Origin of the sequence: Terrisporobacter hibernicus (genome assembly GCF_020809405.1) — a bacterium.
Taxonomy (GTDB): domain Bacteria; phylum Bacillota; class Clostridia; order Peptostreptococcales; family Peptostreptococcaceae; genus Terrisporobacter; species Terrisporobacter petrolearius.
On record NZ_CP081135.1, the window covers coordinates 1,332,686 to 1,345,997 of the forward strand.

Annotated in this window: 14 protein-coding genes; 4 read left to right on the forward strand and 10 right to left on the reverse strand. The window is 28.2% G+C overall.

The features are described from left to right. Window positions 1-75: 75 nt before the first annotated feature. Window positions 76-1,308 (forward strand): aminotransferase class I/II-fold pyridoxal phosphate-dependent enzyme, encoded by a 1,233-nt coding sequence (locus tag JW646_RS06400; protein ID WP_228416966.1) that lies wholly within the window; start codon window positions 76-78, stop codon window positions 1,306-1,308. An 84-nt stretch (window positions 1,309-1,392) separates the two neighbouring features. Next, a complete protein-coding gene (locus JW646_RS06405) occupies window positions 1,393-1,809 on the forward strand; it encodes a DUF2871 domain-containing protein (protein WP_206925338.1) in 417 nt (138 codons plus the stop codon). 58 nt (window positions 1,810-1,867) lie between these two features. On the opposite strand, the gene JW646_RS06410 is transcribed toward JW646_RS06405, so the two are convergent. The 6 genes from JW646_RS06410 to JW646_RS06435 all read right to left on the reverse strand — a co-directional run bounded on the left by JW646_RS06410 (window position 1,868) and on the right by JW646_RS06435 (window position 7,169). Beyond that, on the reverse strand, window positions 1,868-2,800 hold the full coding sequence (locus tag JW646_RS06410) for a hypothetical protein (RefSeq protein WP_228416967.1): 933 nt from the start codon (window positions 2,798-2,800) through the stop codon (window positions 1,868-1,870). A 148-nt stretch (window positions 2,801-2,948) separates the two neighbouring features. Beyond that, window positions 2,949-3,596, reverse strand: a complete 648-nt coding sequence (gene trhA, locus JW646_RS06415; RefSeq protein WP_074919393.1) for a PAQR family membrane homeostasis protein TrhA — start codon at window positions 3,594-3,596, stop codon at window positions 2,949-2,951. Window positions 3,597-3,707: 111 nt separating this feature from the next. Continuing rightward, complete coding sequence (locus tag JW646_RS06420; protein ID WP_228416968.1) at window positions 3,708-5,081, reverse strand: MATE family efflux transporter; 1,374 nt, start codon at window positions 5,079-5,081, stop codon at window positions 3,708-3,710. A gap of 177 nt (window positions 5,082-5,258) precedes the next feature. Next, a complete protein-coding gene (locus JW646_RS06425) occupies window positions 5,259-5,963 on the reverse strand; it encodes a LiaF transmembrane domain-containing protein (RefSeq protein WP_206925335.1) in 705 nt (234 codons plus the stop codon). A gap of 1 nt (window position 5,964) precedes the next feature. Continuing rightward, on the reverse strand, window positions 5,965-6,420 hold the full coding sequence (locus JW646_RS06430; RefSeq protein ID WP_074919396.1) for a LytTR family DNA-binding domain-containing protein: 456 nt from the start codon (window positions 6,418-6,420) through the stop codon (window positions 5,965-5,967). A 197-nt stretch (window positions 6,421-6,617) separates the two neighbouring features. Beyond that, a complete protein-coding gene (locus JW646_RS06435; RefSeq protein WP_074919397.1) occupies window positions 6,618-7,169 on the reverse strand; it encodes an NADH peroxidase in 552 nt (183 codons plus the stop codon). Between the two features lie 435 nt (window positions 7,170-7,604). On the opposite strand from JW646_RS06435, the gene JW646_RS06440 reads away from it, so the two are divergent. After that, entirely contained in the window at window positions 7,605-8,000 is a 396-nt protein-coding gene (locus JW646_RS06440) for an RrF2 family transcriptional regulator (protein ID WP_074919398.1), read from the forward strand. Window positions 8,001-8,144: 144 nt separating this feature from the next. Here JW646_RS06440 and JW646_RS06445 read toward each other — a convergent pair whose 3' ends face one another. From JW646_RS06445 to JW646_RS06455, 3 genes are read right to left on the reverse strand one after another with little or no spacing between them, the layout of a single operon-like run. Beyond that, the gene (locus JW646_RS06445) at window positions 8,145-8,876 is read right to left on the reverse strand and encodes an ATP-binding cassette domain-containing protein (protein WP_228416969.1); all 732 of its coding nucleotides are present in this window, start codon (window positions 8,874-8,876) and stop codon (window positions 8,145-8,147) included. A 13-nt stretch (window positions 8,877-8,889) separates the two neighbouring features. After that, window positions 8,890-9,807: a glycine betaine ABC transporter substrate-binding protein gene (locus JW646_RS06450; protein WP_228416970.1), complete on the reverse strand. Its 918-nt coding sequence runs from the start codon at window positions 9,805-9,807 to the stop codon at window positions 8,890-8,892. A gap of 31 nt (window positions 9,808-9,838) precedes the next feature. Next, window positions 9,839-10,486 (reverse strand): ABC transporter permease, encoded by a 648-nt coding sequence (locus tag JW646_RS06455; protein ID WP_209006085.1) that lies wholly within the window; start codon window positions 10,484-10,486, stop codon window positions 9,839-9,841. A gap of 143 nt (window positions 10,487-10,629) precedes the next feature. Here JW646_RS06455 and JW646_RS06460 point away from each other — a divergent pair, with 143 nt between their 5' ends. Further along, window positions 10,630-11,844 carry an MFS transporter gene (locus JW646_RS06460; protein ID WP_228416971.1) on the forward strand — a complete coding sequence of 405 codons (1,215 nt, stop codon included), beginning with the start codon at window positions 10,630-10,632 and terminating at the stop codon, window positions 11,842-11,844. Between the two features lie 62 nt (window positions 11,845-11,906). Here the strand turns inward: JW646_RS06460 and JW646_RS06465 are convergent, their stop codons facing one another. Next, window positions 11,907-13,310 (reverse strand): vWA domain-containing protein, encoded by a 1,404-nt coding sequence (locus JW646_RS06465; RefSeq protein WP_228416972.1) that lies wholly within the window; start codon window positions 13,308-13,310, stop codon window positions 11,907-11,909. Between the last annotated feature and the right edge of the window lie 2 nt (window positions 13,311-13,312).

Genomic DNA, 13,312 nt, shown 5'->3' on the forward strand with positions numbered 1-13,312 from the left:
AAAAATAATAAAGTCGTCCCATTTTTAATAATTTTTCATAATATAAAGTATCTTGACACTTTTGGAGGATTAAAAATGGATTTTATAGACAGTATGATTTCAGAAAGACTGGGCGATTTATCTTTCTTTAATACAGCTACACGATTATACAAATTTGAAAAACTAAAAAAATTGACTAATGATGCTAAAATAAATAATCCTGATATACCACTTATCAATATGGGAGTTGGTGAACCTGATAAAATAGCCCACTCTTCAATTATTGATGTTTTATGTAGAGAATCACATAAGAATGAAAATAGATTTTATGCAGATAATGGCATATTAGAGTTTCAAGAAGCAGCTTGTAGATTTATGAAAAATGTATATCATATAGACAATTTAACTTGTGATAATGTTATGCATGGCATAGGCTCAAAATCTATTTTAGCTATGATTCCTACAGGTTTTATAAATCCAGGTGATGTTTGTCTAATGACTGTGCCCGGATATCCAATTATGGGTACTTATACTAAATTTTTAGGTGGAGAAGTCTACAATCTACCCCTTTGTGAGGAAAGTAACTTCTTCCCTGACCTAGAAAATATTCCTAAAGATATTTTAAATAGAGCTAAACTTATTTATATTAATTACCCTAACAATCCAACTGGACAAATTGCCACTAAAGAGTATTATGAATATTTAGTTGACTTTTGCAGAAAAAATAAGATTTTTATAATCTCTGATATGGCTTATGGTGCTTTGACTTATGGTGGTCATAAACCTCTAAGTATTTTAAGCGTTGATGGTGCTATGGATCTTTGTTTGGAAATTCACTCTTTATCTAAAAGTTTTAATATGACTGGTTTTAGAATAGCTTTTGTTGTAGGATCTCCTAAAACTATTAAACTTTATTCAACTATTAAGGGTCACACTGACTCTGGTCAATTTATTCCTATACAAAAAGCAGCTTCCTTCGCTCTTGATCACTATGAAAAATTTATTTCAGAAAATATAGAAAGATATTCTAGACGTTTTGATTTGCTGATTGATGTTCTAAGAAAAGTTGGATTCAAAGTGGAAAAGCCTAAAGGTGGATTTTATCTTTATGTACCTATTCCTAAAGGTGCTGGTGATGTAGTATTTAATAGTGCAGAAGATGCATTTGCTTATATTTTAAATAATGCCATGATATCCACTGTTCCTTGGGATGATTGCGGCGCTTATTTAAGACTTTCCGTTACTTATGAGGCTTATAGTAAAGAAGATGAAATTAGCCTTATGAATGAAATTTATAATAGACTCAAATCTCTTGATTTAAAATTTTAAATAAATTAATCCTACTTCTTTTTGTTTCAGTGGGAACCTTTTTAGGTATATGTATATTATTAATTATTTTGCTGGAGGTAGGATATGCAAAAATATTTTAAAATTTCAATATTTTATTTAATTTTAGGATTAGCATTAGGAGTTTTTTATAGAGAGTTTACAAGAATAAATAATTTCACTGGAGTGACCTCATTAAGTGTAACTCATGCACATACATTAATGCTTGGATTTATATTTTTTATAATTGTATTGCTACTAGAAAAAAACTTTAACATATCTAAAATAAAAGGTTTTAAATCATGGATTATAACTTACAATATAGGTCTTATATATTTAATTTCTACATTAGTTTATAGAGGCATATTACAAGTTAATAATAGTGATTTTGCTGGTCTTAGCCATATATCAGGTCTTGGCCATGCTATTTTAGGTGTAGCTTTAGTATGGTTTGTTGTTATAGTTAATAAATCAATAAAAAATTATGAAGACAAAATTTCATAAAAATTAAGGTATTATTAGATGTAAGTTTTTAACTTTCATCTAGTAATACCTTTTTAGATTAAAGACTATTTATAAATTTATCATATTCATCTTTCTTGTCATCTATAATTTCATGTAAACTGACTTTGCTATCTTTTAATTTTTTTAGAATAATATCAACATCTCTTTGTAATTTACAAATATCTTCATAAGAATTACTTATCTGACTGTTTACAGATATATCTGTAAATATATTATCAAAAAATATATCAAAAGTTTTCATGGTATTAGAAAAATTTAAGCTATTTATATTAACATCTTTTAATTCCTTATTAAAATTAGATAATAAATTTGAAATTCTTATAAACTGATTTTGAGCTTGGTCAACTTTTTCATGCTTTGCTATGGAAGAAATAAAGTCTCCTCCAAGTAAATCAATAGTTCCCCAGTTTTTTGCAGACTGTAATATTTCTTTTGCATATGCAATTTCTTCATATAAAGTATTTCCAGCTTCTATAGAATCTTCCATTTCCTTAAGCTCTTTAAAATAATGGTCTAATTCTTTTTCCATGTTTAGAATTCTATTTTTCTCATTTGCATCTCCATATATATTTATTAAAGCTAATTTTGTATCTAATAATTCAGCATACCTATTTTCGCAATTCGCTAATGAGTTTAATCTATCTTCTATTCTTAACTTACTGTTTTTCGCTGAATCAACTCTAGAAAAGCAGTCATCATATTTAAATTTTGCTATTAAATATTCCTTTTCTTCTTTTTCAATCTTTTCTTTTTTATTTCTCGTAATTGTACATATAATACTTGATAAAGATACCTTCTTTAATTTCTCTACATCATGTAACTCATTCTTTAACATTTCTTCTAAATTTCTCAATTCACACTCATACATAGAAATTTCTTTATTCAAACTATCAAGCTTTTCTTCTAATACTTTTTTCTCTGCAACCTGCTCCTTTATTTGGTTTATTTTTACATTTATATCCTTTAACATAATATCCCCCTTATTACATATTGACTATATTATATACCATTTGTATCCATATAATCTTTTTATTATTTTTATATTTCATTCATATTTATTTACAAATTTTCAAAATAAAAATCACCCATCCTAATAAATAGAGTGGGTGATTATAGTTTTATATTACATATTCAAACACTGAGATAAAGTGACATAAACTTCCTAAAAGAATAAATATATGAAATATCTCATGAAATCCTAAATTTCTAAATTTAAGTGCAGGTGGTTTAAGTCCATATATTACTGCTCCTATGGTATAAAATATACCTCCCATAAGTAATAAAAGTATTCCTCCAAATGGAATAGAGCTATAAAGTGGTTTTATCATAAATACTGATATCCATCCCATACCTATATATATACAAGTTGATATCCATCTAGGACAATTAAACCAAATCATTTTGAATAGAACTCCACAAACTGCTATTGTAGCAACAACTGTAAATAAGATCCAACCTTTGTGCTCTTTTAATGCAATTAAACAAAATGGAGTATATGATCCCGCTATAAGTATAAAAATCATAGAATGATCTAATTTTCTTAAAAATGCAATTACCTTGTCTGGTGCCATTACTAAATGATATGTAGCTGATGCTGCATAAAGTAAAATCATACTTATTCCAAATATGATTACTGCAGTTAGGTCTATAGCAGATGCACTTGTTAGTGTAGTTTTTATTACTAATGCTAAGAGACCTACAAAAGAAAGAATTGCTCCACCTAAATGAGTAAATCCATTAATAGGTTCCCTAATATATGTTCCCATGAAATACCTCCTTATTCATTGTCGGTCAATCGACCGATAATAGTTTGATTGTAACTCTAATATAAAAAAAAGTCAACTTAGTAAATAAGTTTTAACATGATATTAACCTTTTTAAATATCTTTTACAATATTATTTGCCCATTTCTTAGACAAGGCTCTTGGTACACCAAATATGAATTTTGCAATTTCCTCTGTATAAGTTAAAGCAACTAAAACATAGATTGGAACACCTTTGTAAGCAGCAAAGAATGTTAAAGGCAATGATACAAACCACATACATCCCATTTCTAAAGTTAAAGCATATTTAGTATCTCCACCACTTCTAAGCACTCCTATTATTATAAAAGTATTAAATGTCTTTAATGCCATTAGTACTCCCATTATAATAAATATCTTTTTTATATCTGGTGCAAGACCTGAGCTTACACTAAAAACTTTTAGAAGTGCCGGAATTGATAAAATTAGTAATCCACCAAAAACTAATCCTACTAAACATACTAGTATGGCAAATTTTTTTGAATAGCTAACTGCCTTTTCTATATGATCCGCCCCTAATTCATTTCCTATCATAATAGATGAGCCAATAGCTATACATACCGATGTCATTATAAAGAAATTTCCTGTACTTGATGCAATTTGGCTGGCTGCAATAGCTGATGTTCCCGCTTTAGAATAAGCCACTGCATATAAAACTGTTCCAAATGCCCATAAAGTATCATTAAAAAATACAGGTATTGTTTTAGATATAAACGCCTTAAACAAATCTTTATTAATTAGTTTTATATCTTTAAAAGTAAATCTTAATTCATAATCACTTTTAATAAAATAAACATAACTAACTAACAATATTAACTCAACAATTCTTGATATAACTGTTGCCAAGGCCGCACCACTAGCACCTAAGGCCGGCATTCCAAATTTCCCAAATATAAATATATAGTTTAGAATTATATTTAGTCCTAAGGATATAGAACTGCAAATCATACCAAGCTTTGGATTTCTAATACTTCTTGATCCCATGCTAAATACATTACTAATTGCAATAATAGGATAACAAAATCCTATTATTAAAAAATAGTTTGCTGCAATTTCAATTACACTTTCATCAAGAGAAAAGAAGTGAATTATAAACTTTGGAGATAAAATTGCCAGTGTGCCAAATATTATTCCTAAAGTTATAGCAGATAATGCTCCTAAGGCTGTAATTTTTCTTATATTTGCTTTATCATTTTTCCCAAAAAATTGAGCAATAAATAATCCTGCTCCTCCTATGATTCCGGATAAAGCCATATTGTATAAAAAGAAGTATTGATTAGCTATACCAATTGCTGCCACTGATACCTCTCCCAGCCCTCCAACCATAATTGTATCCACCATATTTATTAAAGTTGATAATAAATTCTGAATTATTATTGGAATACATAATGTAAGCAAGGTCTTATAAAATATTTTATTTTCTTTGTCTAATTTAAATATGTATTGCAAAGTTTCACCTCATTTTTCTTTATTACTTAATACACTTATATTTTTACATATACCTCTTAATAATATCACATTTTTTTAATATTTTGACCATATAAAAAACACCCCAATCGTTGGAATTTTGATCCAACAATTGGGGTACAGTGCATTATTGAAATATCTTTAGCTTATTTATATTTTTTATACATAAACTATTTCTATGCCTGCAAAACTAGCACTTCCTATCATAGTTAAAATATTATCTGAATTTCCCATGTTTCTGTTTTTCTCATCTACACCTGCAAAGGATGTATTAACCCTATTTTCCACAGTCCAAGTCTTAGGTATATATAACTCTACTCCAGAAAATGATGCATCTATTCTAACTAGTCCACGTCCATTATTTAGTTTAGTATTATCAAAATACACCTTCATTGAACCAAAACTACAATCCAAATCTGCTTGTTCAAATTTGTCTGTATTAATATATTTAATACTTCCTCCAAAACTAGTATCTAATTTTATATGTCCCTCATCTTCAATATTAATAGTTTCATAATCATCATATTTCCAATCATGTTTATGTTTATAATTATGCCACCTAGGACCATTATAAAAAATCATTGATAGACCAAAACTACCAAGAGCCGCTGCTATTAACACCGTCCATGGTGTAATTGCTGTAATACCTAGCTGATCATCAAATATAATGCAAATAAAAGCTAATGGGAATAATATTCCTGGAAAGCTTCTTCTAAGTGTACTTTTTATCATAATTCCCAAAAGAAATACTGTTAATAATACACTAAATACATTTATATGAGAAAAGTAACCAAGTTTATTAACTATTAAAGCAACACTTCCTAATACAAGTAAAATGCCCCAAAAAATTCTTTCTTTTTTCATTTTATCTCCTCTTTTCTAATAACTTAAATTTTAGTGGTTTATAATAATGTCTTGAAACATACACTTGTTTATGTGTATTTTGGAATTCAACGATACTTGACGATGTTAGGTTTCGTGTTATGGAGTAAATGTGATTTATATTTAATATAGTAGATTTTGATATTCTAATAAAATTATTTGGTAAAATCTCTTCCAGTTCATAAAGCTTGTACTTAACCTGATAAATATTATCACTTGTATGAGCGCTAATATTGGCCTCTTCAGTTTCAAAGAACAATATTTCTACCAATGATATATAGTATTCCACATTATCTTTATAAAAAGTAATTTGTGTTTTTTGTGCTATTATTTCAGTTATGGCTTTTTGAATATTACTCACTTCTTCATTTAATTGACTGCACCTAACTATTACTTCATCTTCTTCAATTCTTTCATCAACTTCAATTCGTATTTTCATATCTTCACTCTCCACATTATCAATTATAGTCATTAGGATTTCTTTGTAAACGAATTTAGAGTAAGTGGTTAATTTATCTTTGTAAGAGGTAGATTTTTAATTATTAGTTACAAACATTTTATTTTAAAAATAAAAAGCTGTATTACACCTTTTATTAAGTGTAATACAGCCCTTTTAAATTATTATTTTTATATTAATTAAGCTTGCTTCCCAAAGTATCTTTCTAATAGCCCTAAGAATGCTTTACCATGTCTAGCTTCATCTTTACACATTTCATGAACTGTATCATGTATAGCATCTAATCCTAATTCTTTAGCTCTCTTAGCTATTTTTAATTTTCCTTCAGTAGCGCCATACTCAGCATCAACTCTAGCTTCTAAGTTTTTCTTAGTATCAGCAACTACTACTTCACCTAGTAACTCAGCAAATTTAGCAGCATGTTCTGCTTCTTCGAAAGCTATTCTTTTGTAAGCTTCTGCAACTTCTGGATGTCCTTCTCTATCAGCTTGTCTTGACATAGCTAAGTACATTCCTACTTCTGTACATTCTCCTGTGAAGTTAGCTCTAAGTCCTTCAACTATTTCTTCATCAACTCCTTGAGCCACACCTATTCTGTGCTCGTCAGCCCAATTCATTTCACCTTTCATTTCTTGGAACTTTTCAGCTCCTACTTTACATACTGGACATACCTCTGGAGCAGCTTCTCCTTCATATATATAACCACATACTGTACAAACAAATTTTTTCATCTTATATTCCTCCCTAATTTTTATATAAACTAAATATTATATACTGTTTAAATTTAATTTTTAATTGTACTATATTAATACCACGTATTTTTAACCTTAAACAGTTTTTTTGAAATTTATTATTTTTTTACCCTATCTTAATTTTAACATAAAATTTTCCATTATGTGAAGCATCAAACTTATAAAACAAGCTCTTGCTAACACCCTAATACATGCCATTTATGTATAATAAGTTGTTGTAATGTCCTATTATTTATGATTTTATATAGATATGAAAATTTTCTTCAAAATATTTGTAATAATTATTCTGAGTTGGATATACTTTTTTAATTAATTTAAACTTTTAATCTGGAAATTTATTATTTGCCTTGTGTTTAATACTTAGGAGTTTATATAATAATACATATATAAACTATCTTATAAAAGGAGATTATAATGTATTTATCAAAATTTACAGACTATAGCTTTCGAATACTAATGTATTTAGGTAATCATCCAGATAATCTTTCTACTGTTGATGAACTATCATCCATTTTAGGTTTGTCAACTCATCATATAAAGAAAATAGTATATAAATTATCTAAAAATAATTATATATCATCATCAAAAGGAAGAAATGGTGGTATAAAATTGGGTATGGATCCTAAGGATATAAACTTAGGTAAGCTTCTTGAAACAACTGAGGACAACTTAAATATTCTGGAATGTTTTTCTATTGAGAGTAATACTTGCTCTATAAATGATTCTTGTAAACTAAAACCTATTATAAATGATGCTCTGAATTCATTTATACTTACTTTAAGTGAATATACTTTAGCAGACATACTTTAAAAGGATGGATTACCTATTGGCTATCCATCCTTTTTCTACATCGAAATGTCTTCATATAATTTATATTGTTTATCATTTACATTTCCATAATCATACCTAAAAAATGTAGCTACCAAGCTCATACACTTAGTAACTACATTTTAGTTAATAACCTTTTACCAAATCTCTAACAAAATCGGTTTTTGGTTTTTCCTTAATATAACAAGGCGAGGAATATTGAATTATTTTGCCTTCATTCATAACGGCTACTTTTGTTCCTAATTTTAAGGCTTCTTTTATGTCATGAGTAATAAAAATTATGGTAACACCTAAATTTTTATAAATATCAATTATTGCCTCTTGTAATATTCTTCTTGTAATTTCATCTACTGAACAAAATGGTTCATCCATTAACAAAATTTTAGGACTTGAAACTAAGGCTCTAGCTATACCTACTCTTTGTTTTTGTCCTCCTGATAATTCACTGGGATATCTTTTTAATATATCATAATCCATACCAACTACTTTTATAATTGTATCTACCTTATCTTTAATTAATTCCTTATTTTTTATTTTTGACAAGTTTAACACATAGGATATATTTCTTTCTACAGTCATGTGAGGGAAAAGCCCTATATCTTGGATTACATATCCTATATTTCTTCTTAGTTGAATCTGATTAGTCTGCAAAATATCATTACCATTAACGATTACCTTTCCTTTTTCAGCATATATGAGACCATTTATTAATTTAAGCACTGTAGTTTTTCCACATCCTGAACTACCTATTATTGTTAAAAATTCGCCCTTTTTTATATCTAAATTAAAGTTTTCTAACACAACTTTATCTTTATATATTTTACTTACATTTTCAAATTTTATAATATTATCTTCCATAGAACTCCACCGCCTATTCTATAAGTCCTTTTTCTTGTAAGAACTCCTTGGCTACTTCTTTTTCATCTCTATTTTTTCCTTCTACTTCATAATTTAATTTAGCCATTTCATCCTCATCAATAATATTATCCATTTTCATCAACACTTTTTCTAATCCAGGATATTTTTCTAGAGCTTCTTCTCTTACAACAGTGGAGCAATAATAATTATTGTAGAAATGTTTATCATCATCTAAAACAGTAACATCTGAAACTGATAGTTGACCATCTGTTGTAAACATGTTCATTACATCTATTTCTTTTGAATTTATTGCATCATATTTTAATCCTATATCCATGTCTTTGGCATCTTTAAATTTCAATCCATAAGTTTCACACAAAGCATCATATCCATCGTCTCTTTCATAGAAATCATATTCAGCTCCAAAGTTAAGTTTTGTCGCATATTTAGCTAAATCTGAGTAGGTCTTAATATCATATTTTTCTGCTAAGTCTTTTCTTATTACTAATCCAAAAGTATTATTAAATCCGTATAGTCCCACCCATTTAAAATTATATTTTTCTTTGTACTTTTTTTGCAATTCTTTAAACAAAACTTCATCATCTGGAATTTCTTTTTCTTTAAGTACAAAACTCCATCCTGTTCCAGTATATTCTGGATACAAATCAAATTCTCCCTTTTCCATAGCTGGCTGAATATTACTTGTCCCTCCACCTATACCTTTAGTAATTTCCACTTTTAAGTCTGTATCTTCTTCTATTAACAAACCTATCATCTCGCTTAAAATAAACTGCTCTGTCATTGGCTTGGTAGCTATTTTTATAGTACCTTCAGATTTTTCTTTTTTAGTGCAAGATATACCTGTAGTAATGCTTATGGCAAAAACCATTAAAACCATAGATATTTTTTTCAAATATTTATTAACTTTCATTTTTTCCTCCCAACTTTGAATTTATATCTTTTTAATTTAATTTCCATTTTCTTTTTATAAATTTTTCTATTAGCCCAATAATTAAGTCCACTACTAGTGCTAATACTGCAATTAATAAACTTCCTGCCACAGTCAATGCTGCATTATTAGTTGTAATTCCTCTATATATAGCTACTCCTAGTCCTCCTGCACCAATAAATGATGCAATCCCTCCCAGTGCAATCGTCATAACAACCATATTTCTAAGACCAGACAGTATAACTGTTGTAGCTAGAGGAAGTTTTATCTTATACAAAATTTGATAATCTGTACTTCCCATACCCTTTGCAGATTCTATTATTGCTGGATCTATAGTCTCAATTCCTGTATATGTACTTCTAACCATAGGAAGTAAGGCATATATTGTTAAGGCTATAACAGCCGTTTTATCTCCTATGCCTGATATAGGTATAAAAAATCCTAGTAAAGCTATAGATGGAATTGTATAAATAAAATTTACTAAGGAAAGAACAGGAGATGTAGTCTTTTTGAATTCACTAATAATTATTCCAAGTAAAATTCCTATAATTGAGGCTATTACAATAGCTATTCCACAAATCATCATATGTTGTAAAAGAATTTCTAGAAAAAAATCACTTTTATTTATATATAACTGAAATACTTCTTTTAATATTTTCATCACCACCTACTTTAGTATTTAGCATCATCTCATACATAATCTTATGAGTTTTTTCATATAGATATGATGAATAGATTTGATATTTAGTTGAAAACTATGTTTAGTTATAATTTATACTTATTATTTTTTTATAGGAGAAACTTATGATATTTGATAAAAGCGTTCTTTTTACGAAGAAGGAATTGAAATCTTTTTGTACATACAGACTATTATTTGGGATATTTTACTCTGTTATGATTCCCATTATCCCACTTTACTTAAATTCATTTGGAATTGCCACTGTTATGGTAGGAACTGTTTTGTCTCTATATGGAGTAGCAAAAACATTAATTCAAATGCCTTTTGGGGTAATTTCTGATAAATTTGGAGATAAATTCACCTTGGTATTAGCTATTTTTTTAATGTCTTCAATACCTTTTGCTTATACTCTATTTAAAACAGGACAAGCTGCAAGCTATCTTTATATAATTCAAGGTGGCGTACTTGGCATGGCAGCACCTGCTACTTATTCAATATTATCTCGTTCTCTTGATGAGAAAAAAAGAGGTGAATGTACAGGCCTTGCAGCCGCTGTTTTCACATTAGGAGGAGGTATAGGTAGTGCTATTGGTGGTTTTATTGTTACTAAATTTAATAATTACAATCTAGCTTTTTACTTATCTTCTGCTGGAATATTTTTAACTGCCATTTATATAATTTTTAAAATTAAAGGTGAAAATAAAAGATGTTTAAAAAGCAAAAATAAAACTACTACAAATAAAATAAAGTTCAAAGATATGCTTCATGAAATTAAAAAATATAAACTATACTACAAAATTTTAGTTCTTGGTAGCATAGCTTTTTTAGGTGATTATATTTATGGATGTGTTATAGCGTTAATTCATTTTTATGCAAAGAGTGTACTTAATACCTCTATAGCTTACTCCTCTGCTATTATTTCAATCTACTTAGTAGTTTTTGGTATTGGTGCACCTATAGCTGGTTTTATTGCAGATAAAATAGGCAATAATAAACAACTTATTCTATCATTTTTTGTTATGAACATAACTTTATTAGGTCTTAGTTTTATTAAAAATGTACCTATTTTTACCTTAGTAATTATCGTATATTTTTTAGGTGCTACTTTCTTAAATGCAGCTCTTCAAAGCTCTATAAGTGAATTTGGAAATTCTCCTAAAATAAAAGGAATTGTTTTTGGTTTTGTAGGAGGATGTGAATCTTTAGGATATGCCGTTGGGCCTTTAGTGTCTGCATTTATATATAATATAAATCATTCTTTTCTATTTTTAAGTTTACTGGGAGTATCTCTTATTGTTTCTCTAATATACTTTATTTTTCATAGAAAAGCTAATTTTTAAAAATTCCAACAAAAATAAGATGTTTTAAACTATCAAGTATTTTAAAACATCCTATTTATTGTTTATAATATTGGCTGTTGATTATTCATAGAGTATCCATCACTTCTAATATCACTTATATCTATGATTTCTTCTTTCACTTCAACTTTACTTAATTTTTTCACAGCTCCATAAGGTTTAAGTACAGAAAGCTTATCTCCTCTGCCAGATATGACCCATAAAATATTATATCCTTTTGGCACTACTTTAAGTCTTTCTTCGCCTTTTCCATCAGTAAAATACACTAATAAGTTTATGCTTTTATTATTTGCATATTGAAAAACTGGTGAAAATTCCGTTCCTCCACCTGTAGCTATCCTGTCTTTAACATCTTTTACTGATTTTACTTTATATGTTCTTCTGATTTCTTTGTCACATTCTATTATGGTAATTTCTTGATTATAATTTTTAACGATGCTAAGAACTTCTTTAATTGCTTGTTTAAATTCTTCATCACTTATACTTCCACTTATATCAATAGCAACAGCAATTTCTGCCCTATGACCTCTAAGTTCTCCCCTAAGATCCAGTCTATTAGGTTGTCTTCTATTTCTTCTTGTTATAGTCTTCTTTTTATTAGCTTCCACTGTTCCCATTAGTTTTTTTAAGTACAAATTCCAAGGAAGTTCTCCTTTATTACTTTTTAAAGATTTTATCATTCCTTCCAAGTAACTTGGAATACTTCCTTTTTGTGAATTGTCAGCTATTTTTTCTGTGAATTCTTTTAAAGTTTTCTCATCTATTTCATCAGACTCATTCCAAGAGTCGTGAGTTTTTTCTATATCAAACTCTACAGCCACATTTTCATTACTGTCTATTTCTTCACCTTCATCATCTTCTTCCTGCAAATCTAGTTCCGTTTGAATTTTTTCCAAATAGTACTCAAAAGTTTTATAAGGATCCAGCTTTAAGTTATATTTCATATTTATATATTCTAATGTAATTGCATAGGGTGGCAGGTAATTCAAGTACTGATTTACAACCACATCCATTGCCATATTAATTGCCAAAGTAGTGTATTTATTTTTTAAATCTTTTCCTCTAATTAGATGTTGAGATACTATATGAAGTATTTCATGTTTTATGGTAGTCTCCATTTGTTTTATATTAAGTTCCAAGAAAATAATTGGATTAAAGTAAATTACATATTTTGCACCCTTAAAGCTAACAGAAGTTGCACTTGTCATATCAAATCTTATGATTTTTTCCATTTTAAATAAAAAGTAACCATAAAAATTATCTTTATCTTCCATTAGACTTAAATTTACCTTGTTAACAAGAGCAAAGAACTCCCGATTGTATTCTTCTTCCATTGTAACTTCATATTTTTCACCCTTGCGGTAAGCTTTTAGCATTTCAGTTGCATTAACTACCTCCATAGCTTTTCCATAAAGGTATTTTCTTTCTTTTTCAAAATAAGTTCCCATAA